The 24,211-nt window shown below is 66.5% G+C and carries 24 protein-coding genes; 8 read left to right on the plus strand and 16 right to left on the minus strand.

The genetic code is table 11. The features are described from left to right. Positions 1-34 precede the first annotated feature (34 nt). Complete coding sequence (locus tag RJT48_RS11830) at positions 35-625, minus strand: DUF1684 domain-containing protein (protein WP_311172491.1); 591 nt, start codon at positions 623-625, stop codon at positions 35-37. A gap of 165 nt (positions 626-790) precedes the next feature. Between RJT48_RS11830 and cmk the strand changes: the two genes are divergently transcribed. Continuing rightward, positions 791-1,405 carry a (d)CMP kinase gene (gene cmk / locus RJT48_RS11835; protein ID WP_311172492.1) on the plus strand — a complete coding sequence of 205 codons (615 nt, stop codon included), beginning with the start codon at positions 791-793 and terminating at the stop codon, positions 1,403-1,405. A 282-nt stretch (positions 1,406-1,687) separates the two neighbouring features. Here the strand turns inward: cmk and RJT48_RS11840 are convergent, their stop codons facing one another. The 5 genes from RJT48_RS11840 to RJT48_RS11860 form a co-directional block, all read right to left on the minus strand. Continuing rightward, a complete protein-coding gene (locus RJT48_RS11840; RefSeq protein ID WP_311172493.1) occupies positions 1,688-1,840 on the minus strand; it encodes a hypothetical protein in 153 nt (50 codons plus the stop codon). Beyond that, positions 1,837-2,172 carry a 2Fe-2S iron-sulfur cluster-binding protein gene (locus RJT48_RS11845; protein ID WP_311172494.1) on the minus strand — a complete coding sequence of 112 codons (336 nt, stop codon included), beginning with the start codon at positions 2,170-2,172 and terminating at the stop codon, positions 1,837-1,839. Before RJT48_RS11845 ends, RJT48_RS11840 begins: the two co-directional genes overlap by 4 nt. Beyond that, positions 2,173-3,585: a selenium-binding protein SBP56-related protein gene (locus tag RJT48_RS11850; protein ID WP_311172495.1), complete on the minus strand. Its 1,413-nt coding sequence runs from the start codon at positions 3,583-3,585 to the stop codon at positions 2,173-2,175. Between the two features lie 270 nt (positions 3,586-3,855). Beyond that, positions 3,856-4,785 carry a DMT family transporter gene (locus RJT48_RS11855; RefSeq protein ID WP_311172496.1) on the minus strand — a complete coding sequence of 310 codons (930 nt, stop codon included), beginning with the start codon at positions 4,783-4,785 and terminating at the stop codon, positions 3,856-3,858. Positions 4,786-4,971: 186 nt separating this feature from the next. Further along, complete coding sequence (locus RJT48_RS11860; RefSeq protein ID WP_311172497.1) at positions 4,972-5,499, minus strand: CBS domain-containing protein; 528 nt, start codon at positions 5,497-5,499, stop codon at positions 4,972-4,974. Between the two features lie 116 nt (positions 5,500-5,615). Here RJT48_RS11860 and RJT48_RS11865 point away from each other — a divergent pair, with 116 nt between their 5' ends. Then, positions 5,616-6,281, plus strand: a complete 666-nt coding sequence (locus RJT48_RS11865; protein ID WP_311172498.1) for a reverse transcriptase-like protein — start codon at positions 5,616-5,618, stop codon at positions 6,279-6,281. Positions 6,282-6,445: 164 nt separating this feature from the next. On the opposite strand, the gene RJT48_RS11870 is transcribed toward RJT48_RS11865, so the two are convergent. Further along, complete coding sequence (locus RJT48_RS11870; protein WP_311172499.1) at positions 6,446-7,201, minus strand: CPBP family glutamic-type intramembrane protease; 756 nt, start codon at positions 7,199-7,201, stop codon at positions 6,446-6,448. Positions 7,202-7,568: 367 nt separating this feature from the next. Here RJT48_RS11870 and RJT48_RS11875 point away from each other — a divergent pair, with 367 nt between their 5' ends. Continuing rightward, on the plus strand, positions 7,569-8,603 hold the full coding sequence (locus RJT48_RS11875; RefSeq protein ID WP_311172500.1) for a CPBP family intramembrane glutamic endopeptidase: 1,035 nt from the start codon (positions 7,569-7,571) through the stop codon (positions 8,601-8,603). Between the two features lie 363 nt (positions 8,604-8,966). Here RJT48_RS11875 and RJT48_RS11880 read toward each other — a convergent pair whose 3' ends face one another. Together RJT48_RS11880 and RJT48_RS11885 are read right to left on the minus strand one after the other, a co-directional pair. After that, positions 8,967-11,210, minus strand: a complete 2,244-nt coding sequence (locus RJT48_RS11880; protein ID WP_311172501.1) for an NADP-dependent malic enzyme — start codon at positions 11,208-11,210, stop codon at positions 8,967-8,969. A 114-nt stretch (positions 11,211-11,324) separates the two neighbouring features. Continuing rightward, positions 11,325-12,581 carry a M24 family metallopeptidase gene (locus RJT48_RS11885; RefSeq protein WP_311172502.1) on the minus strand — a complete coding sequence of 419 codons (1,257 nt, stop codon included), beginning with the start codon at positions 12,579-12,581 and terminating at the stop codon, positions 11,325-11,327. Between the two features lie 245 nt (positions 12,582-12,826). On the opposite strand from RJT48_RS11885, the gene RJT48_RS11890 reads away from it, so the two are divergent. Further along, positions 12,827-13,657 (plus strand): COX15/CtaA family protein, encoded by an 831-nt coding sequence (locus RJT48_RS11890; protein ID WP_311172503.1) that lies wholly within the window; start codon positions 12,827-12,829, stop codon positions 13,655-13,657. 71 nt (positions 13,658-13,728) lie between these two features. Then, positions 13,729-14,265, plus strand: coding sequence for a hypothetical protein (locus tag RJT48_RS11895; RefSeq protein WP_311172504.1), 537 nt, complete (start codon positions 13,729-13,731; stop codon positions 14,263-14,265). Here RJT48_RS11895 and RJT48_RS11900 read toward each other — a convergent pair whose 3' ends face one another. Continuing rightward, positions 14,266-15,795, minus strand: coding sequence for a replication factor C large subunit (locus tag RJT48_RS11900; protein ID WP_311172505.1), 1,530 nt, complete (start codon positions 15,793-15,795; stop codon positions 14,266-14,268). Between the two features lie 181 nt (positions 15,796-15,976). On the opposite strand from RJT48_RS11900, the gene RJT48_RS11905 reads away from it, so the two are divergent. Then, the gene (locus RJT48_RS11905) at positions 15,977-16,435 is read left to right on the plus strand and encodes a pyridoxamine 5'-phosphate oxidase family protein (RefSeq protein WP_311172506.1); all 459 of its coding nucleotides are present in this window, start codon (positions 15,977-15,979) and stop codon (positions 16,433-16,435) included. A 126-nt stretch (positions 16,436-16,561) separates the two neighbouring features. After that, a complete protein-coding gene (locus tag RJT48_RS11910; protein WP_311172507.1) occupies positions 16,562-17,158 on the plus strand; it encodes a DUF7978 family protein in 597 nt (198 codons plus the stop codon). A gap of 24 nt (positions 17,159-17,182) precedes the next feature. Here the strand turns inward: RJT48_RS11910 and RJT48_RS11915 are convergent, their stop codons facing one another. Next, entirely contained in the window at positions 17,183-17,749 is a 567-nt protein-coding gene (locus RJT48_RS11915; RefSeq protein WP_311172508.1) for a GNAT family N-acetyltransferase, read from the minus strand. A 53-nt stretch (positions 17,750-17,802) separates the two neighbouring features. Continuing rightward, on the minus strand, positions 17,803-18,474 hold the full coding sequence (locus RJT48_RS11920) for a metal-dependent hydrolase (RefSeq protein ID WP_311172509.1): 672 nt from the start codon (positions 18,472-18,474) through the stop codon (positions 17,803-17,805). Between the two features lie 246 nt (positions 18,475-18,720). Here RJT48_RS11920 and RJT48_RS11925 point away from each other — a divergent pair, with 246 nt between their 5' ends. Continuing rightward, positions 18,721-19,428 (plus strand): helix-turn-helix domain-containing protein, encoded by a 708-nt coding sequence (locus RJT48_RS11925; protein ID WP_311172510.1) that lies wholly within the window; start codon positions 18,721-18,723, stop codon positions 19,426-19,428. 54 nt (positions 19,429-19,482) lie between these two features. On the opposite strand, the gene hmgB is transcribed toward RJT48_RS11925, so the two are convergent. From hmgB to RJT48_RS11945, 4 genes are all read right to left on the minus strand, one after another. Further along, the gene (gene hmgB / locus RJT48_RS11930) at positions 19,483-20,820 is read right to left on the minus strand and encodes a hydroxymethylglutaryl-CoA synthase (RefSeq protein ID WP_311172511.1); all 1,338 of its coding nucleotides are present in this window, start codon (positions 20,818-20,820) and stop codon (positions 19,483-19,485) included. 139 nt (positions 20,821-20,959) lie between these two features. After that, entirely contained in the window at positions 20,960-21,661 is a 702-nt protein-coding gene (locus RJT48_RS11935) for a hypothetical protein (RefSeq protein ID WP_311172512.1), read from the minus strand. 124 nt (positions 21,662-21,785) lie between these two features. Next, on the minus strand, positions 21,786-23,348 hold the full coding sequence (locus tag RJT48_RS11940; protein ID WP_311172513.1) for a hypothetical protein: 1,563 nt from the start codon (positions 23,346-23,348) through the stop codon (positions 21,786-21,788). Between the two features lie 205 nt (positions 23,349-23,553). Continuing rightward, positions 23,554-24,150, minus strand: a complete 597-nt coding sequence (locus tag RJT48_RS11945; protein ID WP_311172514.1) for a DUF2150 family protein — start codon at positions 24,148-24,150, stop codon at positions 23,554-23,556. Between the last annotated feature and the right edge of the window lie 61 nt (positions 24,151-24,211).

Here is a 24,211-nt window from a genome sequence, read left to right on the forward strand (position 1 = left end):
CGCCCAGTGGCGATGCGCTTGTAGGCGTCGAGCGCTACTGCGACCCCGACACCGGTGGGTCGCGTTCGCCCGCCGGAATCGCGGTCTCAAGCCAGTTTTCTTCCGGCGGCAGCGGGCACTCGAAGGCCTCGCTGTACGCACAGAACGGCGTGTACGCGAGGTTGAAGTCGACGACGACCGTCTCGCCGTCGGTCAGGTCGCCCTCGGGGTGGAGTTCGAGGTAGCGCCCGCCCCGGTAGCTCTCCTGGCCCGTGGTCTTGTCGCGGAACGGGACGAAGATCGGCTCCTCTTCGTCGTCGGGACGCTGTCTGTACCCGTGGAGTTCGTACGTCTTGCCGCCGAGGTCGAACCGGAAGGTGACGATGCGGACGTAGCGAACCTCGCCGTCCGCGGTCGTCGCCATCGGCACCGGTTCGGGGTCGTCGTGGACGTCGGCGACGGTCTCGATTCGGTACTCGGGCGCGGGAGCGAAGTACGACAGCCCGTCGAAGTCGTCGCGTTCCTCCGGTGGCACCGGCGACTGCGGGTGCGACCCGAAGAAGTCGTCCTTCTCTTCGCGCTTCCGTTCCAGTTCGCGTTCGTAATCGCTCTCGCGGTCGGGTCCCGTTTCGGCGTCGTCGGTCATACAGGACCTCACGCGGTCCGACCCGTAACGTCTGACGGTTGCAATCGAACGCGGCCGGTTCGCGACCGGTTCGTGAAATGTTCGCAAGCGAGGGGGCTGTTCGCGGGCGACACAGCGGTCCTCGGTCACACGGCTTTTAGTATCCGGGCGCGACTCCCAACACATATGACAGACGACCACGTCCCGACAGCGCGGTCGGTCGACAGCAATCTCTTTATCACCGTCTCGGGACCGCCGGGCTGCGGCGCGACGACCCTCTGTGACGGGCTGTCGGCCGCGCTCGACTGCGGCTACGTCTCCGGCGGCGACATCTTCCGCGAACTCGCCGAGGATCGGGATATGTCGCTCTCACAGCTCATCGCGAAGACCGACGAGACAGACGAGATCGACCGCGCGCTCGACCGTCGCCTCCGGACGATCGCCGAGAAGTGGGGCTCGTCGAACAAGGCGTTCATCCTCGAATCGCGACTCGCCGGCTGGCTTGCCGGCAACCGCGCCGATTTCCGGATCTGGCTCGACGCCCCCGAGGAGGTTCGCGTCGATCGGACCCGGGATCGCGACGAGATGGAGGCCGAGATGCGGGTCCGCGAGGTCAGCGAGGCGGGCCGGTACCGCTCGTACTACGGCATCGACGTCACCGACCAGTCCTTCTACGACCTCTCGGTCAACACCGCACGCTGGAGCCCGGAAGCGACCCTGGAGATGGTCCTCACGGCGATCGAGGAGTACGATCCCGAGGTCGACGAGGGCGCGTTCCAGACCAAAGACATCGATCTCTGATCTATCTCCCGTTTCCCCTGTGGCGTTGCATAGGGAGACAGCGCCGGGGAAGTACGGTGCGGCAGGGACGGATCCTACCGTCTGCAAAGCGGGCAAAACATCGACGCCGTTGCGGGTGAGAACGGCCTCCACCCTCGGATTGAGTCTGTCCCTGAGACCGAGAATACGCCGGCTAGCCCTCGGTATCGCCCGGGCTGTGGCTGACTGATACTGAGTACTCTCACTGTTTACCGCCGAGCGCCGTCAACGGGGGTGGCGCTCGGCGGAACGAGACGAGAGTAATCAGTATGACTCCCCGGAGTCGCATCCGGCCGCAGTGGGATCCTCGACCGTTCGTGCGACCTCCAGACACCCCTGACAGCAGTACTCGCCCTCTAGGTCGGGGGCGGTGACGGGCTGGTTCGGCGTCGGGAGGTCACAGAGCGTGCAGCTCATTTCCAGGGTGTGCCGACGACTTCAGCTTGGATGTCGTGGCCGATGCGGAGCCGACAGTCCGTTTCCGGCGTTGCGATACAGGGCAGGACGTACCCCGCTTCGAGCGTCCGGTCTTTCAGGGCTCGCGGCGAACGCCGGTGTGTCATCTCGCCGTCGAGCAGTTCGGCGATGCAGGTCCCGCAGGCCCCGTACAGACAGCCGTACGGGAGGGCTATCTCGGCAGCTTCGGCGGCGTCGACGACGGTCTCGTCGCTCCCGACGCGGACCGTCTCGGTCCGCCCGTCCGACCAGCAGAGTTCGACGGCGTGCGTTCCCTCGTCGTCGGCGACCATCTACTGCCAGACGTCGCTGGTGCAGTCGCCACCGGGCCAGCGGATCTCGTGGGCGCGCGCCGGTCCGCCGGGTGCGTCACCGAAGTCGACAAGGAACTCCTCGTCCAGTTCCATCCGTCCCTCCTCGGGGTAGACGTCCGCCTTCAGCATCAGCGAGCCTTCCTCGGCGATGTCCGGGTAGAACTGATTGTCCCACGAGGAGAAAAGCGACGTCGTCCAGTAGAGCCGCCGTCCGTCACGCGAGAGCTGGAGCATCTGCGGTGCGCCGCGGACCTCGGTCCCCTGCACCTCCTGTCGATCGCCGAACAGCCCGCCGACCCAGAGCTGATCGACGAGCCGGGGGTTCGCCGAGTCGCTCACGTCGTACATCCGGACGTCGCCGTGGAGCCAGTTCGAGTAGAAGAGGTACTGGTCGTCGAGCGAAAGGAGGATATCCGTGATCAGCGGCGGCACGGGCATATCCCAGTCTTCGTGTTCGCGGGGGTCCTCGTCGATTACGACGTCCCAGTCCCAGGTGCCGTCGTCCCGCTCGTAGAAGCGGATGATGTTCGAGGACAGTGCCGCGCCGACGTAGCCCTGTGTCTCCTCGGGGTTGTGGCTCATCCGGACTTCCAGCGGGATCCGGCCCTGTTCGCCGAACTCCAGGGTCTGGATGTGTTCGCGGTCCTCCCAGGACCAGACGTGGATGCTGTCCCCGTATTTGCCATCCTCGACGTCGTCGAGGTCGAATCCCGGATAGTAGGTGTTCGGTGCGGCCCACTCGCTCGAGATGAGGACGTCGTGGCGCGGCTGATACCAGTAGTCGTAGTTCATCTCCATCCCGCCGGGGTCGGCCTCCCAGCGACCGTCGATGCTGAAGTCCTCCTGATCGAGCTGCAGGAAGCCGCCGGGGAGTTCGCCGTCGGCGTCGCCGAGCATACTGATGACGATCTTGCCGCCGGGGACACAGTGGACAGTGTGGGGTGCCGAGAGGTCGTACTCGAAGAGCTCCTCGGGTTCGATGACCTTCACCATCTCGGGGTTGCGCGGGTCCTCCGCGTCGATGATGTGGATGCGCGAGGAGCGCTGTCCGGGGACGACGAGGTACTGGCGGGACAGCCCTTCGGCGTGGCACGACGACGAACAGGCGTTCCAGCCGAAGTGGTGGAGTTCGTCGCCCTTGTTCGGCATCTCGATCGTGTCGATGAGTTCGCTATACGTGTCTGACTCCGGATCGAGGTCGACGACGCCGACGAAGTCCGGGCCGTCGTTCGCCATTCCGACTCGGGGTGCCATCACGTATGCGGTCTTCTCCCGTCCGCCCTCGGTCCGCATCGCAGCGGGGGTCGCATAGCCGGGGCCCTCGACTTCGTGGTGGTCGTGGTGGTCGTGGCTACTGTGCTCCGATTGGGTTGGCGGGTCGTCAGTACTCATCCTCCTGTTACAATTCTAAACTAAATGATTTAATATTATCCCCAATCTTTTATCATATCAGAGGAGAGAAAAGTACCAGCCAACGTCTCCTGTGCCGCGACCACGACACTCCTGGCGATCGACAGCTATCGCTCCCCGAGACGCTTGCTCTACTGCTGTGACTCGGTTCCCGCTCCGTTTCCCAATCCGGCGGACGGACGACGGCCAGGAGTGAGACCAGCATCACCGGCCTCCTCCCTTCGCGGGCCACATTCAGTACGGCAGTGTCACCTACGACCGGAGGATGAGCCGCCTGATTCTGGGGAGCTCCGCCCGGACAGCCCGCCGCTTCACCAGCACGAAGCCGACGAAGATGACGAGGAAACCGACGACGGTGTACACTGTCGGCACCTCGGTGAGGACGACCCACCCGGCGAGCGCCGCGAAGACCGGCGCGACGTAGGAGACGAGATTGATCTGGATGGGGCCGAGTCGATCCAGCAGGTCGAAGTAGATCAGGAAGCCCAGGGCGCTGGCAACCAACGCGAGGTACGCGAGCGCCGCCAGCGATTCGAGGTTCCAGACGGCCTCGGCCGGTGACTCGCCGAGTCCGAGGCTGATCCCGTGCATAATGAGCGCACCACCCATCATCGACCACGCCTCCATCGTCTCGATCGGGAGATCCGCGTCGATCCGCCGGGTCAGCACAGAGCCGAGCGCGAACGCCGTGGCGGCGCCGAAGATCAGTAGCTTCGCGACGGCACCGCCGGCAAGCAGGTTGTCGGGGTCGGGGTTCGAGAGGATCACGACGCCGACGAGGCCGAGCAGCAGTCCCGCGATCCCGACGATCGTCAGCCGCTCGTCGGGGAGGAACAGCCGCGCGAAGCCGGTCGTCAGGACCGGACTGAGGCTCACGATGACGGCCGCCGCCGCGGAGGTGACCGCCGGATCGGTTTCGCCGATGAAAAGCAGCGAGTGATAGCCGGCGATGATCAGCGTCGCGCCGACCGCGACGACGGTCCACTGTGCTCGACCGCTCGGGATGGGGCGATCCGTCGCGTAGAACGCGTACAGGAACATCAAGAGTCCGGCGACGTCGTAGCGGAGCGCCGCGAAGAGCACCGGCGGGATGTACGCGAGGCCGGCCTTGATGGCCATGAACGCCGAGCCCCACGCGGCCGCGAGGAGGACGAACAGGAGCAGGTTCCGATACCGGGTCACAGCGGAACTGTGGCGGCGGCCGCCCTCAACGTTTCGTTCCGCGAGGGGCGGCACTCTGGATCACGCGGATCGCCGACATCGTCGCGCGGTCGCTCACGACGCCCCTCCCGGGTCGTCGGCTGTCACGTTCTCCGAGTCGCCGCCGCTCACGCGGCCCTTCCGAGTCGTCGCCGGTCACGACCCGATTTATCTGGCGTCGCCCCCGGCGGCCCGTCGCTCGTCGCGGATCGCTCGGATGACGTCCTGCCGCGCGACGAGCCCGGCGAGCCGCCCGTCTTCGATCACCGGCAGGCGGTTGATGTCCCGCTCGTCGTCGGCCAGGAGGTCGAGGATCTCGTCGAGCGGGGTGTCGGGGGCGACGGTCACGACGTCCTCGGTCATCACCGAGCGGATCGGCTTGTTGGTGTTCCGCAGGAGGTCGATCCCCAGATCGAGGTCGTCCCACGAGACGTCGACGGCGTAGGTGAGCGTTTCGAGGAACGGCGGGAAGCCGACGGGGATCCACAGGGTCCGATCACGGGTCTGAAACAGGTCGACGAGGTCGGTCTGGGTCACGATCCCGACGACCGCGTCGGTCTCGTCGACGACGGGGAAGCCGTTGAACTCCGCGCGGGCGAGTCGGCCGAGCACCTCGCTCACGTCGTCGTCGGGGGCGACCGTCTCGACGTCGGTCGTCATCAGATCGCGGGCGGTCAGAGTCTCGATCGGAGTCATAGTCCGGTCTTCGGGGCCTCGGTGTCTAATACTGTCGACTGTTCGGTCGTCAGCCGTCGACGCTGTCGCCCCGTTACCGAGGATATATTTAAGAACCCCCAGTCGCAAGCGAGTGTATGGCCGCTCACGGCCGGCAGACGCTCCGTGACCTGTTCGACGACTCCCCGACGCCCCACATCGCGCACCCGCCGCGAACACACCACCGACACTTCTACGTCGCAACGGACGGGTCGTATCGCCGCGACGGGGGCGGACTGGGAGCGGTCATCGAAACGGGCGACGGGACGCGCGTAACGCGCGTGTCCGTTCCCGACACAGCGCCGAACAACAACGTCGCGGAGTATCGGGCGCTGCACCTCGGCCTCGACGTGCTGGCGGCGCACAGCCCCGACCACGCGCGCGTCGGCGTCCTCGTCGATCACGACGAACTCGCGGGGGCGGTCAACGGCGAGGTGCTGGCCGCGAGCGGCGGCGACGGCGGCTGGCGACCGGGCGATGGCGGACGGATCCCGCCGGGCAGCGAGTCCCACTGGCGCGGCATCCGCGCCCGCATCGCGCGCTTCGCGGAACTGCGGGCCGCACGCATCGACGGCCGGGAGAACCCCGCCCACCCGCTGGCGAACACGCCGCGGGACTACGCCCACGTGAACCAGGGCCCCGACCGCTGTGTGGTCCCCGAACCTATCGTAGACGGGGACGCCGATCCGGTGGCTGACGCTTCCGAGTCGAGCGATCCGCAGTACCCGCCGCCGTCGCGGTACGAGGGTCGGGCGAGCGACTGATTCTGATTACTCTCACTGTTTACCGCCAAGCGCCACCCCCGTTGGCGGGGAGCACCGGTAAGTGACTACAACAGTCGTTATCAGTCGTCGGCGATAGATGGTGGGCGTTTTTGGGAAAATCAGCTCGCTGACGTATGACAGTCAACACCGAACGATGTGACGGATCAGAGCGTCAGGTAGACGACGGTCAGTCCGACGGCGTTTGTCAGGCCGTGGACAATGGCGGGGATGGTGAGGTTCCCCGACCGCTCGTAGAGTGCGCCGAAGATGACGGCACTGAGGACATTCAGCGAGAGGCTTCCCACGACGGCCGCCGAGAGGGCGACGCCGGCGGAGAGGAACCCCGTGACGTGGACTGCCCCGAACAACAGGCTGGTCAACCCGATAGCAGTGACGGGGCCGAAGGCCGTCCGAAGGTTCCCCTGGACTGCCCCGCGGAAGAACAGTTCCTCGGCGGGACCGATCAACACGAGCGACAGCGCGGCGAAGACAAGCAGGACCCACGGCTGGGACTCCGCGACGACGAGCATCGCGTCGTCGGGCGCAGCGAGGCCGACCGCGGCCAGTGCCGCCGTGCCGCCGAGGGTCACTGCGAGGATCAGCGCCGATCCGATGGCGACGAGACCGAAGTGTCCAACAGCAGGAACCGTGGCCCTGACGCTACCGAGCCGACGGGTAACGAACAGGTAGCCGACTGCGAGGAAGACGATCTGGCCGAGGACAGCGAGGACGACGAACGCGACAGGCGATGTGAGTGACCCGCCGAGCGCGAGGTAGCCCATCGCGGCGGGGATGGTGACGACCATCTGGGCGACGATTGCGAGCACGAGCAGGCCAACGGAGACCGCGAAGGTGCGTCCGCGTCCCGATCGGGTGACGGTAGGTTCCGTAGCGATGGTGGGTTCGATGGTTTGAGTCATAGTCTGCTGAGGAACTTCGAGGAGTTCTACGGGGGCTATAGACGTGTGATGACACCATAAATACAGTTTGACACTTCACAGCGATGAACACGGCCCGACCCAAGCGCCTGGTTCGATTGCAAGCAAGCTTTCCGATCGAGTCGAAGCCCGTCGATCGGCGGCTAGAGTAGCGTTTGCAAGTCCTCACTTACACCATCGCACGCTGTCGTGCGAGTAGATGCGGAATCAGTTGCAGAAGCTCCTCTCTCACGTCTGTTTGAAAGCGACCCCGACGCCCGACCGGATCGAGCGCTGAGGTCACGGACGGGCGCTAAGAGCTATCTCACGACAGTATGTCTTTACGTTGATGTACGTCGATTAACACGTTATGGGATTACGTACATACTTCTGGAATACTACGGAAGCTCGACCTCGTGCGCCAGTCCGCCTCGTTGTCGGGTTCGTCCTGATCGCGCTGTTGGCCGTTGTCGGATCGGTCCTCGCTGATATTCTCGCAGCCGTGCTGTGGCCGTCGATTTCGCCGGCGTACTATCTCGTCCTGACGACGGTGGGCCTCGCGCTGGGCGCGGTCGTCGGCGTCGCGATCGTCGCCCGGACTATCGATCGGCGGTCCCTGGCGGACTACGGCTTCCGGGGCGGTCAGGCGTGGTGGCGTGACCTGCTTGCCGGTGTCACGCTGGCAGTCGCTGTGCAGACCGCCGTTCTGGGGGTCGAGCTCGCTGCCGGCTGGGCCGTCGTCGTCGATACCGCCGTCGCTGGCCCCGGCGGATTCGTGGCCCTGCTGGTCGCCTCGGTGGTCCTGTTCGCAGTCGTCGGGTTCTACGAGGAGCTCGTCGTTCGGGGGGTCGTCCTGACGAACGTTGCCGAGGGGCTCGCCGGGCGGGGGGTAGTCGTGGCTACTGGCGTGGCCGTCCTGCTCTCCAGTCTCCTGTTTGGTACCATCCACCTGGCGAACGAGGGCGCGTCGGTCGTCTCCGTGGCAGTGATCGGCTTCATCGCTCTGACGGTCGCTGCGAGTTACGTCCTGACCGGTCGACTGGGCTTCGCAGTCGGCTTCCACGCCGCCTGGAACATCGCGCTGGGCGTGCTGTTCGGCCACCCCGTGAGTGGGATCGTGGTCCCGGCTCGCGTCCTCGCAGTGGACGTGACCGGTCCGGCGCTCTGGACCGGCGGCGCCTTCGGTCCGGAAGCGGGCCTGCTCGGCGTCGCTGCCGGCTTCCTCGGCTTCCTTGGCGTGGTGATCTACGCGCGGGTCGTCGAGGGCGAGCTCCGGATTCACCCCGATATCCTGGTTCCTGCGCGGCGAACCGGGGATACCGTTGTCGACCCTGTGAGTCAGGGAACCGACGCCGGCAACGGGACGTCGTTCGGTTACGAGGGTTTCGTCGGGCCACGGAAGTAACTGTCACGACCCGGTCTTCCGGGCGGCACCGGAACCGAGGAAGCCGCACGCAACTGCCGAGTTGCTCTGCACACGCTCTCGCACTGATCAAATAGCAGCGATCGCAGACCGATTTTCGTCTCGTGTCGGTCCCGCGCTTATATCTCACACGCGGTCCCACGCCTTACATCTCACACGCGATCCCAGGCCTTACATCTCACACGCGATCCCAGGCCTTACATCTTGCAGGCGCTGGGAGACCGATCCACTACAGAACTGGGCCAGTCGCGGCGTGTGATCCCGGAAATCCACATTGAACCGCCGCTGAAACTGATTACGCTCACTTTTGAATGGCTGTTCTCGGCCGGCGGTCCGCCGAACTCGCTACTCCTGTGCGTCGACGACAGCGACGCCCGCGAGGTTGACGATGTCTTTCACCTCGTCGCCCCGCTGGAGGACGTGGACGGGCTTGTTCATCCCGACGAGCATCGGACCGATCGCTTCGGCGCCGCCGAGCCGCTGGAGGAGCTTGTAGCCGATGTTCCCGGCTTCGAGGTTCGGGAAGACCAAGACGTTCGCGGGCTCTTCCAGCTGGGAGAACTCGTAGGTCCCGCGGAGAATGTCCTCGACGACGGCGGTGTCGGCCTGCATCTCGCCGTCGACGGCGAAGTCGACCTCGGCGTCGTCGTGGAGGAGCGAGACGGCGTCACGGACCTTCCTGGTCCGGCCGTTCTCGACGCTGCCGAAGTTCGAGTACGACAGCATCGCGGCGCGCGGTTCGACGTTGAACCGCCGGGCGAGGTCGGCGGTGTGTTTGGTGATCTCCGCGAGCACCTCCGCGTCGGGATCGAGGTTGACGGTCGTGTCGGCGGCGAAGATGACCCGGTTTTTGAACGTCAGCATGTACACCCCGGCGACGTAGTCGGCGTCGGGCGCGGTGCCGATGATCTGCAGCGGCGGGCGGAGCGCCGAGGGATAGTGGTGGGTCAACCCCGTGAGCATCGCGTCGGCGTCGCCCTCCTCGACCATCACGCTGGCGAAGTAGTTGCTGTTCCCGCGGATCCGCTCGTGGGCCTCGCGCTTCGTGACACCCTCACGCTGTCGCAGTTCGTAGAGGCGGTCGGCGTACCGGTCCCAGTCGCCGCTTCGCGGGTCGACGACCTCCGGCTCGAAGTCAAGCCCGAGATCCGACGCCGTGCCGGTGATCGAGTTGGTGTCACCGATGAGGACCGGTTCGGCGATCCCCTGCTCTTGCATCTGGTAGGCCGCGCGGATCATCTTCTCGTCGCCGCCCTCCGCGAGCGCGACGCGCTTGGGGTCGGATTTGGCCTTGTTGAGGACGACGCGCATCATCTCGCGGGACTTGCCCAGCCGCGCCTCCAGGCGCTCCTCGTAGGCGTCGAGATCGACCTCGCTGCGGGCGCAGCCGGATTCCATCGCCGCCTTCGCCACAGCAGGGGCGACCTCGAATAGCACCCGCGGATCGAGCGGCTTCGGAATCACGTAGTCGGGGCCGAACTGCAGCGGCTGCTCACCGTAGGCCTTCACCACGGCGTCCGGGACGTCCTGCCGAGCGAGGTCCGCAAGCGCTTTCGCGGCCGCGCGTTTCATCTCCTCGTTGATCTCGGTCGCGCGGACGTCGAGCGCGCCGCGGAAGATGAACGGGAACCCGAGGACGTTGTTCACCTGGTTCGGGTAGTCCGAGCGGCCCGTCGCCATAATCACCGTGTCGTCGCGGGCGGCCTTCGCGTCCTCGTATTTGATCTCTGGGTCGGGGTTCGCCATCGCGAAGACGATCGGGTTCTCCGCCATCGAGGCGACCATCTCCTGTGAGACGATCCCGCCGACAGAGAGGCCGACGAACACGTCCGCGCCCTCCAGCGCCTCCGCGAGCGTGTCGGCCTCGATGTCGGAGGCGAACTCGGCTTTGAACTCGTTGACCTCCTCGCGGTCGGTGCCGATGACGCCCGAGGAGTCACACATCACGATGTTTTCTTTCCGGACACCGAGGGTGGTATAGAAGCGCGCCGTCGCGATCGCGGAGGCGCCCGCACCGGAGAAGACGACCCGGAGGTCCGAGAGGTCCTTGCCGACGACGTCGGTGGCGTTCAGCATTGCCGCGCCGGAGATGATCGCGGTGCCGTGCTGGTCGTCGTGGAAGACCGGGATGTCGACCTCCTCACGCAGCCGCGACTCCACCTCGAAGCACTCGGGGGCTTTGATGTCTTCGAGGTTGATGCCGCCGAACGTCGGCTCCATCGCGCGGACGGTCTCGACGATGGCGTCGGGGTCCTCGAGGTCGAGTTCGACGTCGAACACGTCGATGTCGGCGAAGCGCTTGAACAGCACGCCCTTGCCTTCCATCACCGGCTTCGACGCCTGCGCGCCGATATCGCCGAGACCGAGCACCGCGCTGCCGTTCGAGACAACGCCGACGAGGTTGCCCTTGGCCGTGTACTCGTAGGCCCGGTCGGGATCGGCGTCGATGTCTCGACACGGCGCGGCGACGCCCGGCGAGTACGCCAAAGAGAGGTCCCGCTGGGTGTTCGTCGGCTTCGTCGTCGAGATCTCGATCTTCCCCGCTGGCTCCTCGCGGTGATACTCTCGCGCGTCGTCGTCTAGTCCCATAGCGGCGGCGAGGACATCGGCACAAAAAAAGCTACCTGTCGAACGCCGTTTCGACAGACAACGAATAACAAGCTCCGGCTGCCGTCCGGCGATCTGTGCGCGGCCGCCAGCCAGTCACTCCTCGGCCGGGGTGTATACCGTGTGTCTCTCGATGCTGAACTCCTCGTCGGCCACCGACGCCACCGAGCGCGTCGGCCACTGACCCGTGGTCGTCAGCACTTCGGCGCCCGCGTCGGTGACGAGGACGGTGTCTTCCGATTTGGTGCCCCGGACCGTCGGATTGTACGCGTAGCCGAGCGGCGTCTCCACCGGTTCGTCGCTTTCGGGCATCGCAAACCACTCTCGACCGGCGAACCCGGTTGCGCCGCCCTGGTGGTGATTCCGCCACTCGCCGGGTTCGCCGAGCGTTCCGTAGGCCTCGCTGATCGCAGCAAAAACGTCTCCGGCTGTTCCGCCACCAGTCGTTTGGGTCCCAGTGGTCGTTTCGTCTGCGGCCCTTTCGCCCCCCTCAGCCGTTCCGCTGTCGGTCGTTTGCCCCCTCGCTCCGACGCCTGCTGCCCGCACCGTGGCGCCGATTGCGGTGGCTTCCACGCGCATCGCTGTCTCGTGGCGCTCGGTGAGCCACGCAGGGGCGTCCTCGAACGCGACTGTCCGCGTCGCACTCGCGTAGAGCCCGCCTCGTTCGGCAGTCACGGACAGCAGCGCGTACTCGCCGAGTTCGGCCGTCGTGGGCGTGAAATGCCGGTAGGTGCGGGCGCGCTCGCTGCCGCCGACGAGTGCGACCGGCGCCTCGATACCCCGGGTCGCGAGCGCGATACGCAGACCCGCGGCCACCTCGCGTTCGGTATCCTCGGGCCGGAGTTCCCGCGCGACTCGCTCGATCGCGGCTGCGACCTCCCGGCCCAGCGTCCGATATCGGTCGACGTCGGTCGCCGACAGGGGACGACGGAGCCGGCTCGCATCGATGGCTGCCAGTCCGGGAACGTCGAAATCCGCGGCGCCGGCGCCGGGAGTCGCCTCCGCGACGGCCCCGCGAAGGGACGACTCGTACCACGGAACGGAGACGATGTCGAAGGGGTCGGATAACTCCTCGGTAGCGAGGCGCTCGGCCTCGATGTTGTCGGTGACGGCGACGAAGCCGTCCTCGCGGGTGTAGCCGGCGGCTGCGACGCCGACGTCGGCATCGCGGTCGACGACGTTGCTGCCGCCGGTGAGCCACGCGAAGGAGTTCGGGCGGCCGAACCAGACGGCGTCGAGGCCCTCGCTGTCGAGGAAGGCCGACAGCCGCTCGCGTCGGTGATCGAGTTGCTGCTCGGCGAAATCGGCTACTGACTCGTCGGACCGCGGGCCCGGAGTCGTCTCGTCGCTCATCTGTCGATCTCCTCCTCGTTCATACCTCAGTCTCGTCTCGCCGCGACTTCATACTGATTACTCTCGTCTCTTCCCGCCGGGCGCCACCCCCGTTGACGGCGCTCGGCGGGAAAAAGTGAGAGTAATCAGTATGAAACGTGCCGATAGCCCCGCGGCGCATCTATTGGGGCCCCCACGGCGTGGCCGCGAGGCTCCCATCGCCGTCGAGAGAGCCATTCAAGTGCCTCCGCTCCCGAGTTGCGGATATGGACACGCGCCTCCGACGGTTCGTCGGTGTCTCCGCCGCCCTCACCGGCGTCCTGATGGTACTCGGGGTGTACACCGCCGCGACGGGTGCCGGCCTGACCTGCGCCGGCCGCTGGCCGTTCTGTGACGGCTATCTCGGCCTCTTTCCGGCGAACTGGAGTAGCTTCGTCGAGTGGTTCCACCGACTCGTCGCGATGATCACCGGCTTCGTCGTCCTCGGGACGACGATCCTGGCGTGGCGGCAGGGTGCCGACCGCCGGGTTCGTCTCGCGCTCGCAGTGTCGACGATCCTGCTTCCCTCGCAGATCATCCTCGGCGCGCTCACGGTGACGACCTACCAGTGGCTGATCCTGCTTGCGCACTTCGGCACGGCGTCGATCATCTTCACCGGTGTCGCGCTGGCGGCCGCGTGGAGCTACGGATCGTCGGGGACAACGGGGCAGGTCACGAAGGCGCTCGGCGCGGCGGGCCTGCTGCTGCCCGTCCTCGTCGTGCTGACGCCGCATACGTTCCTCGCGTTCGGTCCGCCGGTACAGGCGGCGTACTACCTGCTTGGGCTCGGGACGTACGCCTCGCTCCTCACTGCGACCGTCTGGTCGTCGTCTCCGGATGGGGTGGGAGCGTCGTCCCGCGTCCGCCGCCTCGCCGGCACGGCCGCGCTCGTCGTCGTCTCCCTGCTCGTCACCGGACGGCTCGTGTACGGCGGGACGCTACAGTACGTCTCGCTGGGCGGCAGCCTCACCGCGTTCGCGCTCGTCGCACTCGCGTGGTACGCTGCGCGGGAGAGCAGTCGGTCCGCCGGCACACTCGGCGTCCCCGGTGGTGACTGATCCGGATTGCTGTACCGTTTCACGGCCGCTCGCGGATAAGACACTTATCGGCACCCCGTGTACACCAGCCCGTGACCAACGTCCCCGGCGCCGGTTTCGTCGCCCTCCTCGCCGTGGGTGTGACACTCCTCGCGCTGCCCCTCCTGGCGGGCGGAAGCCTGCTCGTCGCGCGAGCGACCCGCAAATCCCTCCTCTGGACGCTGTTCGGTGTCCACACCGCGGCGATCCTGGTCGGCCTCGCCGTCTTCGTTTCGACGTCCGGTATCGACGGTGTGCAGGACGCACCGATCGGCGCGGCCGTCGGCTTCGTGAGATTCTCCCTCGCCGTCGTCGGCGGCGGACTGGTCGTCGCAGTTGTTGCCGAAGGCATCCCCATCGCCGTCGGCGCAGCGCTGACGGTGGTCGTCGGCGAGGCATCGTGGCGCCGAGGGCTGTGGTATGCGACTGTCGGCTACGCACTCGGGGGTGTCGGCGGCGCGCTCAGCGGTCTGACGCTCACTGGCTCCATCGAAGCGGCTGCGTTCGGCGCGCTGCTGGCCGGGCCGGTCGCAGTCGCCGCTCCTCTGCTCGAAGCGGTGGCAACACGCCGGCAACTGCCGACCCCGTGATCACATAAAGTCGGAGAGCCCGGCCTGATCGTCGGGCTGCTCCGTTTCTTCCGGCTCCCCGGCGTCCGCCGCAGATTCGTCGCCAGGGTCGTCCTCGGACTCCCCACGATCCAGCACGTCCGCATCGAGCGTCTGCTGGCTGTCCCCGTCGTCGTCCGCCGTTCCCTTCTCGTCGGGGTCTGCCTCCGCTGCACCTTCGCCCGCGTCCGCGACGTCCCCGCCCTCGCGTTCGACGAACGCGCCGCCGGCGTGGTCTTCGACCGCTTTCGAGCGCAGCTCGGCGGCGTCTTCAACGATCGACTGCACCTTGTTCGTCGTCTCCCCGCTCCCGGTGATGTAGGAGACTGCGGCCTCGTCGAGGTCGTACCACGCGGCCATCGCCACGGTCAGTTCCCGGGGTTTACAGTGATGCGTCATCGCCGCGAGGAACGGCAGGACGTCGAGCCGCGCGGTCGCCATCGAGAAACCGCCGGATTCGGCGATCGAGCGGACTACCTCGTCGCGAGTCGAATCTCGCGTCGAGCGGTAGGGTGCGCCGCCGTATCTGGTCCAGCCGCCGCGGGTGCGGTCCCGCGCGGCCGCGACGCCGCCGGCGATGTTGTCGGTCGCGTAGCGCCACCAGCTGTAGTCGAAGTCGGTCGTGTACACCCGGCTGGTCCAGACGTCCGCGTTCGAGAGGAACTCGTAGGCGCGGGCGAGCTCCTCGCCCTCGTAGACTAACGAGACCTTGTCTTCGACCCACTTGAGCAGGTCGTCGGGGGTCTCGTCGACGTCGTAGGCGGTCTGGAGCGCCTCCTCGGCGGGCTTCTCTTTGAGTACGGCGTCGAGGAACTCGAAGAGGCCGACAGCCCGGTTTCGCGAGCCGGTCGTCACGTCCTCGAGGGTGACGTGGGACTTCCCCTCGGCGGTCGCCTGGAGGTCTTTCACGGCCGCCCGGAGGTCGCCGCTGTTCGCCTCGGCGATCCGCTCTAAGGCCTCCTCGTCGAACTCGATCCCCTCTTTTCGGAGAATGTCTCGGAGGACGGGGACGATCGACCGTGGAGAGATGTCACGGAACTCGATTTCCCGAGCAGCGTTCCGGAGCCCCCGGGACATATCGTAGTACTCGTTTGCGATCAGGACGATCGGCTGGTTCGCCTCCTTCAACAGGCTCGTGACCGCGCGCTTGCCCCCGCGGTCGTACTGGTAGTGGATGTTGTCGGCCTCGTCCATCACGATGAGCTGCCGGCCCTCCTCGCCGCTGGCCGCGCTCGCGAGCGTCGTGTTCCGCGAGGCACGCCCGGCGAACCGCTCGATCTCGTCGGCGGTCCGTTCGTCGGAGGCGTTCAACTCGACGATCCCCCAGCCCATATCGTTCGCCAGCGCGTGGGCGGCGGACGTCTTCCCGACGCCGGGGGCCCCGTGGACGACGACCGGCTCGCGGTGCTCGGACCACGTCTCCGCCCACTCCCGCAGCGCGTCGCGGGCCTTGTCGTTGCCGCGGACCGCAGACAGCGTCGTCGGGCGGTACTTCTCCGTCCAGTCGGTCATTACGCGCAGTTGGACTGAACCCCGTATAGTGGTTGCGCCCTATCGCCGCCACTGGTCGAGCCAGACCAACCGTGAGCGACTGGGGTAGTTGCGGGCTGGGGTCGATCGGCCGCCGCCGACACGCGAGGACGAGCCGCCAGTCGAGCGACAGTTTATCCTATTGTAGGACAACTGTTCACATATGCCTCGAGACAACGAATCCGTCGTGCTGGATCGAACGGAGATCGACGAACTACTCGGCCGGGGCGGCGTCGGCGTGCTCGCACTCGCAGGCGACAACGACCCGTACGCGATCCCGATCTCGTACGGCTACGACGCCGAGGCCGGCGACGTCTACCTCCGCCTCGGCTTCGGGACCGACTCCGAGAAGCGGGAGTACGTCGAGCAGTCCGAACGGGCGGTGGTCGTCGTCACCGTCGAGGGCGACCGCGGCTGGCAGTCGGTGGTCGTCCGCGGCCCGCTCTCGGAGATCTCCGAAGCGAGCATCGACGGGACCATCGTGGAAGCGATCCGTTCGATCGACATCCCGTTTTTCACGATCACCGAGGAACCGGTCCAGGAACTCGACTATCAGCTCTACCGGCTGCAGCCTGACGAGGTGACCGGCCGTCGCGAGAAACCGCCCGCCGGCATCGAGTGAGCGGCCTCGCAACGTCTCCGCTCCGACCCCGGGCTGTCGGATGACGAAAAATTCGACAGACAGAACCCGCCGACTGGCGATCCGCCGACCAGAAGACTCCTACGGATGCGCGTTCTTAGTCAATTGATGTCACCGCCCGAGTCCTCACTCTCGTCGACACCCTCCCAGTCCAGTGCACTCAGCACCCGCACTCTGGGTGCAGGTGCGCTGGGCGGCGTGCTCGCGTACCTCCTCGGTTACGCGCTCACGTACGCCGCTACCGGCCAGCGGATCGAAAACTCGATCGCTTCCAGAATCCTGGAAGTCGCGACCGGCGACCCCGGCACGTGGAAGATCGTCGGCTGGGTGTTCTACAACGAGCACTTCGTCACGACTGAGATTCCCGGGCTGCTCGGATCCACCGCGACGAACTTCGTCGGCGGCGAGGACGGATTCGCCGCGGCGCTGTTCCTGCTACCGCCGATCCTCCTGCTGCTCGCCGGCGGGGTGGCGGCAGCGGTCAGCCACGCTGAGACGCCGCTGTCCGGCGCGCTCGGTGGCGCGACGGTCCTGCTCGGCTACCTCCCGCTGGGCGTCGTCGGTGCCTTTCTCTTCGGGATCGACGTCGGCGACGCCACCGCCGGCCCGACGCTCGTGACGGCCATTCTGCTCGTCGGTATCGTCTACCCGCTCGTCTTCGGTGCCGTGGGCGGTGTCCTCGGTTCGCTCGCGTCCGGGGAGTGACCGGGGCGTCGACGCCGCGGGCGCTCACAACTCGCGCGCGACCATCTCACCCCAGTGCTCGAAGCCGTAGCGCTCGTAGAACGCCCGAGCCCGATCGTTTTCCTGATCGACGTCGAGGACCATCCGATCGAGCGGCAGGTCCTGTCCGCGGGCACGGGCGAGCGCCGCCTCGAAGAGGTCGTCGGCGACGCCCGTGCCTCGATACGCGGGCGCGACGTAGATCTCGTTTAGGACGGCGGCATCCCAGACGAACGAGAGTGACTCCGGGAGGACGAACGCGTAGCCGACGAGCGGGTCGGCCCCGCCCGTGTCGGTCGTCTCCCCGTCCGCTGCTACCGCGGCGGCGACGACGACGCAGTCCGGATCCTCGCCGACGCACCGGTCCACCCACGCAAGCCACCGCTCGCGGTAGTCCTCGGTCAGTTTGGCCTCGTAGACGCCCTCTTTCTCCGCGCTGCCGGTCTCCGCGCCGATGCCGCGCTCGAACCCGCGCTTGAGTGCCCACAGTTCGCGGTCGTCGGTCGCCGGCTCGTACGGCCGCACGTCGATGTCGACCGCGTCGGTCTCGCGCCCGTCGGTTGCTCCGGTCATCGGTCACGCTCGGCCGTGCGGCGACAAGAGCGCTCCCATCTCTCCTCGCCCGCTCACGCCCGCCGGAGCCGAACGGCCGTCACGAACGCCGAAAGCGGGAGCAGCCACGCGCGAAAGCCCGTCATCGCCACCGGGAAGAGGCGCTCGACGCGCTGTGGCTCCCCGCCGTCGCCACCCGAGTCCTCTACCCCGAGTGTCGGTTCGGCGTCCAGCACCGTCCGGAACCGGAAGTTCTCGGTCGTGCGTGGGTCGGACGGCTCGGACGGCTCGGACGGTTCCGGCGGCGAGAGGTCGACGAACGTCTGGACCCATCCGCGGTCCGTCGAGTAGAACAGCCGGCCGTCGACCGTAATGAAGGCGTCGTGTAGCGGGTAGAACGCGTTGACGCCGCCGACGACGAGGTCGGGAACGATCGCGGCCCCGAAGATGCAAGCGACGGCGACGAACGCGAGACGGACCCCGCGGTCGCCGAAGCGCGAGCGGAGCTGCGAACGATCGCGACGCCGTGCGTCCCACACGAGTGCGGCCAAAAGCAGCGCGGGAAACAGGAAGGTGTGGCCGACCGAGCGATGGGCACCCGAAACGATCGGTTCGAGTGCCACGTCGAGGTCCGGGAGGACGGTCGCGGCGGCGACGACCAGTGCGGCCCGCCCGTCGAACTCCTCGCCGAGCAGGGCCGCAGCCAGCAGAAGCGCGAGCGCGACGTGGACGAGGGTCGACGGCACGGCTGATTTTGGCGCGCGAGCGGACTTGAACGTTCCTGCCGGGAAGGCTTGGGTTTCTTCCTGCGAGGAGGGCTTAGCGTTCTTCCTGCGGGGACAGCTTAGCGTTCTTCCTGCGGGGACGCCTCGACGTTTCTCCTGCAAGGGGGCTCGGCGGTCGTCGAACCCCCCGTTCGACACCCTTTTGCGCCCGCCTCCCGGACGTGGGACCGGTATGAACCGAGAGAGGCCGATCGCGAGGGGACTGCCGTGACCACGGTTCCGCGGGAGGATCTCGCGCGACGGATCGCGGGGGAGATCACGCTGAGCGACGACCCCGGGGCGACCCTCCGGAAGTGGCGCACGGACTTCGACGTCTCACAGACAGCCCTCGCCGAGCAACTGGAGGTCTCCTCCTCTGTGATCTCGGACTACGAGAGCGGCCGTCGTGAGAGCCCGGGGATCGGCGTCGTCCGACGGATGGTCGAGGCGCTCTTAGATATCGACGAGTCACGCGGCGGCGGCCGGATCCGCCAGTACGCCCGCGTCATCTCTGCGGGCTTCGAGAGCGACATCGTCCAGGACCTCCGGGAGTATCCGACCTCGATCCCCCTGGAGACGCTGTACGACGCGATGGATGCGACCGAACTCGTTCGCGGCGATCAGGACCGCATCAGCGGCCACACCGTGATCAACAGCATCGAGGCCATCACTCGCCTGTCCTCCGAGGAGTTCTACCGCCTCTACGGGCAGTCGACCTCGCGAGCGCTCGTGTTCACCGGCGTCACGCGGGGGGAGTCGCCGCTGGTCGCGATGCGCGTCGTCAACCCCACGCCGAACGCGGTCGTCCTCCACGGACTCACCGAGGACGATCTCTGGGAGCACGCGCCGTCGCTCGCGACGATCGACGGCTTTTCGCTCGCGATCTCGAACCGCGACCTCGACGAGATGCTGGAGGACCTGCGTCGGTTGCCCTGAAGCGACGGCGGTCGCTTTTCGAGATTCGCCGGGGCGCTCTCTCCTCACGTCCCGCTATTCGACGTACTCGTAACGTCGCTCGTTCATCCGTCCCCAGCCGGTGAAGACGAACTCCCCGGACGGCTGGGTGAACGCGTCGACGTCGACTTCCTTCTCGTGGTTGTGCGCGTCGTGGACTAGCTCGTACTCCTCGAAGGAGAGGTCGTAGCGCCCGTCCAGTTGCTGGTCGACGTCGGCGGCGTCGACCTCCTCGTGCCACCCCTCCTGGACGGTCTCGGCGTGGATCTCCGCCTGTGCGCCGGAGCCGTAGGAGCCGACCAGGAGTTTCTCGCCCGCGAGCGCGACGTCGTTTTCGATGGCCGCACGGAGCGCCGAAAGCCGCGCGACGTGCACCGAGCCGGTGTACCAGTTGCCGACCTGTCCCGAGATGTCGACAGTCGGATCGATCGCCTGCTCGTACCACTCCTGATAGCGGCGCGTCTCTTTCAGTTCGTCCATATACCCGCGGATCGCCTCCTCGTAGTCTTCCCGGCTCCCGTAGTCGTCCTCGCGTGGCTGCATCCCGATGTCCTCGGCGAGGGCGTCCTCGACTTCGGTGTTCCGGGTGATGTGCCGGTAGCCGAGCAGCGCCGCCTTCCGGACCATCCCCGGGTACGGCGTGTGGAACGGGAAGTAGACGAAGTCGTCGGGGTGGGTGTCGCCCGCGACGGACTCGTAATCCTCGAGCGCTTCGCGCATCCGCGCGAGGTACACCTGGATCGACCGCTTGCCGTCGACGCTCGGGAACTGCTGGTTCGGCTTGAGGAAGTCGGTCTCGTCGGCGCTCCCGTAACCCTGCTCCGTCGAGAGCGCGACGATGTTCGGGTCCTCGTCGATGAGCATCGCGACCGCCCCGGCGCCCTGGGTCGCCTCGCCGGGGTCGCCGCGTGCGTAGAGCGCCGTGTCGGTCGCGATCACGAGCGCCGCGCGCCCGCGATTCCGTCCGGCGCGGATCCAGTTGTACGCGTCGTCGACGCTCTGGGTGCCGGAGAGACACGCGAACTTCCGCTCGCCCTTGTTCGCGTGGTGGAAGTCGCCGTCGTACACCGATTCGAGACAGCCCGCGATGTACGTCGAGACGGGCTTCGAGTTGTCGAAGGCGGATTCGGTCGCGACGTCGATCCGACCGATGTCCTCGGGGACGAGTCCCCTGCGGTCCATCAGTTCCCTCGCGGCGTTTGCGCCCATCGTGACGATGTCCTCGTAGACGTCGGGGAGCGAGGAGTATTGGATCCCGATCCCCTTCGCGTACTTCCCGGGGTCTTCGCCCTTCGCCGGGGCGAAGGTCTCGGGGAGATCAAGTCGCAGTTTTCCCGTCCGGATCTCGATGGCGTCGATGCCGACGGCGGTCATAGCCCCGAGTTTCGTGGCTGCGCATATGGTTTTGTCGATGATTCCGTACGTCGTCCGTCGAAAAGCGACCGAGGAATCCCCAGCACCGCCCCTATCAGAAGAGTCCAGACTTCGTTCGACCAGTGCTCCGAAGGCTCGCTTACCTGTTCCCGTTACCGGATCCATTTCCGACTCCGGGGTTGCCTTCTTCGTCTTCCTCTTCTTCCTCCTCCTCCTCCTCCTCTTCGTCTTCCTCCTCCTCTTCGTCTTCTTCGTCTTCCTCCTCCTCTTCGTCTTCTTCGTCTTCCTCCTCCTCTTCCTCGTCGTCGCCGTCTTCCTCACTACCCTCCTCGCTACCGCCGCCCACAGCGGTTTCACCCTTCGCTAACTTTGCCGGGCGGTCCGTTGACTCCGCAGGGATCAGTATCGTATCCTGAAACACCAGCGTCTCGGCGTCGTCGTTGATCAACGAGACAGTGACGTCCGTTCCGGCGGACTGATTCCAGTCCAGGAGCCACGTCTCCCCGGGATCGAACTGTCCGTTCGCGCCGCCGCCGTCGCGGACGGTCCCCTCCTCGAAGGCGACTGTGAACTCCCCGGAGTCGTTGGCGACGACGACTCGAAGCGCGTCGACCGACATAGCCGGGCCGCCGTTGTGTGACAGCGTCAGCACGTCCGCTGTCACCGAGGCCTCGATATCGACGCTTTTCCCCACGCTCCCGGGGCCGCCGTCGCCCGCTCCCCCCGTCGCCGAGGCGACGTAGTAGGCACCGAAGGTCGTCGCGCTGACGACGACGATGCCGAGGAGCAACAAACTCGCGAGTGACTCGGTCTGCGCGCGGTCGGTGGAGGACGCCGTCACTAGCGGGAAATTCGACTATTCCGTGAAAGAAGGTTACGAGGAGATCTCAGAACTGAAAACTGGATCCGATCTCGACGCTCCTGCTATCGCCCGCGAGCGACGCTGTGGGCTGTGGGGCTATCGACTATCCGACGTTTTTCTCCGCTTCTTGGACGTTGCCGTCGGCGTCAGTGACCGTAACGCGCACCACGTACGGGCCGTTCTCCCTGTTGACCTCGAAGTTCTCGCCTGTTATCGTGAGCCGCGCGGCATCGCCGCTGGCGGTGAGTGGCCCCGCGACGACGTCACCATCGCCGTCGATCAGTTCGACGTCCAACTGTCGAAGATCGTCGTCCCCGTCGCTGTCGTCTGCGGTCACGTCCAGGATATCCACCCGGATCCACGAGGGGTTGCTGTTGCTGTCGTCGATATCGAACCGGGAGATCGTGATGGCCGGCGTCGCGGCACCCCCGCCACCCGGCGCTTCCTGGACCTCTACGCCATACTGCACGTTCTCGACGTTGCTCCCGTCGAACGCTGGGTCGGTGACGTCGTACTCGGGGCCGTCGGCCGCGGATCGGAAGCTCACGTTCACCCAGTCGGGACCGTTGGCGCCGGGTGCGGTGTACTCATAGCGGTAGCGTCCCGGCTCTCTGACGGTCCCCGGCGGAACGGTTCCGCGGTCAGCCGAGGCGGCGACCTGTGTGGCGAGCGGGTTGTTGTACTTGTCCCGCGCTTCGACCACGAAGGGGTACGTCCGTCCCTCGAACGGACTCGCGGTCAGGTCCTCGGCACTCGTCAGATATGCCGCGTCGGTGTCCTCGACGCTCGTTCCCACGCCCACTTTCGAGAGTTTCAGCTGATAGGTCGTTCCGGGCTCGAAGTACAGTTCGACGCCGTCCGGGCGCTCGGCGACCCTGTAGACGTGCGCGCCGTTACTTGGGTCCGCGTCGGGGTCGTACTCGCCGGTCTCGTTCAGCAGGTCTGTCCACTCGCTGGCGCTCAGCCGCGTGGGGACGATCACCGAGACGTTCTCGCCGGCCGTCGCGTTGGAGACGCTTATCGTCCGCGTCGAAACGCTCACCGGTTGGGGGTTGAGAGTGAGCGTGCCGGAACCGCCGCGGGAGAGATTCCCCGCGAGCGCGACGAGCGAGATTCGGCGCCCGGCGACGACCGACTGGCCGGTCCGTGTGACGTTCCCCGATCCGAAACGGTTGTACACCACGCCGTTCTCGTAGATCGTCGTCGGTGCGGTGCCGTAGTTCGCGTAGTTCGGCTGGTACGCCAGCGATTTCGTCGGGTAGCTGTGTGTCGATCCGTCCCAGAAGTCCGCCGTCTCCGGATAATCGGTCCCGGGCGTGGTAGGATCGTCGGCCGTCGCGTTCCGCACCTCGATCGCGCCGAGGTCGCTCGTCGAGAGCGTCCCGCTCGGCGGCCCGGGATTCACCGCCACAACGCGGGAGGGGTAGGCAGTCCCGAGTTCGACGCTCGTTGGCGCGGCGGTGCCGGTCCCGGCCGTCTCGAGAATCGCGTTTCTGACGCCCTGCATGTCCGCCTGCACGCGCTGGTTGTGCTCGAACTCGACTCGCCTGTTCTGGTCGGGGACGACAGTCGCCTGGTACAGCGACAGGGTCACGACGAGGAAGCCGAGCAGGATGACGACCCCGATCTGGACCGTCACCCCCCTCTCGGCGTCCCTGAACGACATACGTGCGGGTCTGGGGCTGCCGTGTAAAAACGTGCCGCCGATTCCGAGCGCCCGAGGCCTGGGAGTCCCGTCGACGCCGTCAGCCGATCATCCGGTCGGACACGACCGTTTCACGCGATCCGCCGCCGCAGGGAGACGACAACTGGACAGCCGTCTGTCGGACCGTTTCATACTGATTACTCTCGTTTAGTGAGAGTAATCATTATCAGTCCTCTTCCTCGACGACTTCGGGGTCGCTCATCGCGCTCTGGAGGCTGTCGAGGCCGTTGATCCACTCGGAGACGAGGCCGTACTCCAGGTCGTCGACGACGGTCATGTCGAGTTCGTCGCCCGCGATGATCCGGGTACCCGCCTGCACGAGATAGCCGAGCGCGGCGTCCATATCGTCGTCGGCCTCGGCCGCGGCGGCGGCGTCGACGTACTCTTCGAGCGGCGCCTCCTCGGCCGCGCCCGCGACGATGTACTCCTCTGCGGCGTAGAAGACGCAGACGAGACTGGTCTGGACGCCGTCGACGAGCATCTCCTTGTCCGCGCGCACGTCCGGATCCTCGATGTCCAGATCGGGCTCCGAGAGGACGATCGTGCGCACCCCTTCGAGTTCCTCGATGGCCTCCTCGTCGTCCAGACGACCGTCCTCGTAGGCGGAGAGAATCTTCGCCACCGCGATGGCGGCGTCGTCCTGGAGGTTCAAAAGCAGGCGGGCGGAGTCTTCGTTCTCTGGGTCGAGATTCTCTTCCTCGACGCGCGAGAGCCAATTCTGCCAGCGTTCTTCGGTGTAGTAGGTCTCCTCGGCCTCGGTCATACTCCACCATTCCCGCCGGGATTCAAATGCCTTTCCTGTCGACGGTCGTTTTTCTGCCGCG

The sequence above is a fragment of the Halobellus ordinarius genome, from assembly GCF_031823395.1.
In the GTDB taxonomy this organism is placed as follows: domain Archaea; phylum Halobacteriota; class Halobacteria; order Halobacteriales; family Haloferacaceae; genus Haloquadratum; species Haloquadratum ordinarius.

What these genes read in the sequence shown, in the direction of transcription:
- RJT48_RS11830 (WP_311172491.1), bottom strand. Translation starts at nt 625, where the DNA reads ATGACCGACGACGCCGAAACGGGACCCGACCGCGAGAGCGATTACGAA.
- cmk (WP_311172492.1), top strand. Translation starts at nt 791, where the DNA reads ATGACAGACGACCACGTCCCGACAGCGCGGTCGGTCGACAGCAATCTC.
- RJT48_RS11840 (WP_311172493.1), bottom strand. Translation starts at nt 1,840, where the DNA reads ATGAGCTGCACGCTCTGTGACCTCCCGACGCCGAACCAGCCCGTCACC.
- RJT48_RS11845 (WP_311172494.1), bottom strand. Translation starts at nt 2,172, where the DNA reads ATGGTCGCCGACGACGAGGGAACGCACGCCGTCGAACTCTGCTGGTCG.
- RJT48_RS11850 (WP_311172495.1), bottom strand. Translation starts at nt 3,585, where the DNA reads ATGAGTACTGACGACCCGCCAACCCAATCGGAGCACAGTAGCCACGAC.
- RJT48_RS11860 (WP_311172497.1), bottom strand. Translation starts at nt 5,499, where the DNA reads ATGACTCCGATCGAGACTCTGACCGCCCGCGATCTGATGACGACCGAC.
- RJT48_RS11865 (WP_311172498.1), top strand. Translation starts at nt 5,616, where the DNA reads ATGGCCGCTCACGGCCGGCAGACGCTCCGTGACCTGTTCGACGACTCC.
- RJT48_RS11870 (WP_311172499.1), bottom strand. Translation starts at nt 7,201, where the DNA reads ATGACTCAAACCATCGAACCCACCATCGCTACGGAACCTACCGTCACC.
- RJT48_RS11875 (WP_311172500.1), top strand. Translation starts at nt 7,569, where the DNA reads ATGGGATTACGTACATACTTCTGGAATACTACGGAAGCTCGACCTCGT.
- RJT48_RS11880 (WP_311172501.1), bottom strand. Translation starts at nt 11,210, where the DNA reads ATGGGACTAGACGACGACGCGCGAGAGTATCACCGCGAGGAGCCAGCG.
- RJT48_RS11885 (WP_311172502.1), bottom strand. Translation starts at nt 12,581, where the DNA reads ATGAGCGACGAGACGACTCCGGGCCCGCGGTCCGACGAGTCAGTAGCC.
- RJT48_RS11890 (WP_311172503.1), top strand. Translation starts at nt 12,827, where the DNA reads ATGGACACGCGCCTCCGACGGTTCGTCGGTGTCTCCGCCGCCCTCACC.
- RJT48_RS11900 (WP_311172505.1), bottom strand. Translation starts at nt 15,795, where the DNA reads ATGACCGACTGGACGGAGAAGTACCGCCCGACGACGCTGTCTGCGGTC.
- RJT48_RS11905 (WP_311172506.1), top strand. Translation starts at nt 15,977, where the DNA reads ATGCCTCGAGACAACGAATCCGTCGTGCTGGATCGAACGGAGATCGAC.
- RJT48_RS11910 (WP_311172507.1), top strand. Translation starts at nt 16,562, where the DNA reads ATGTCACCGCCCGAGTCCTCACTCTCGTCGACACCCTCCCAGTCCAGT.
- RJT48_RS11915 (WP_311172508.1), bottom strand. Translation starts at nt 17,749, where the DNA reads ATGACCGGAGCAACCGACGGGCGCGAGACCGACGCGGTCGACATCGAC.
- hmgB (WP_311172511.1), bottom strand. Translation starts at nt 20,820, where the DNA reads ATGACCGCCGTCGGCATCGACGCCATCGAGATCCGGACGGGAAAACTG.
- RJT48_RS11940 (WP_311172513.1), bottom strand. Translation starts at nt 23,348, where the DNA reads ATGTCGTTCAGGGACGCCGAGAGGGGGGTGACGGTCCAGATCGGGGTC.
- RJT48_RS11945 (WP_311172514.1), bottom strand. Translation starts at nt 24,150, where the DNA reads ATGACCGAGGCCGAGGAGACCTACTACACCGAAGAACGCTGGCAGAAT.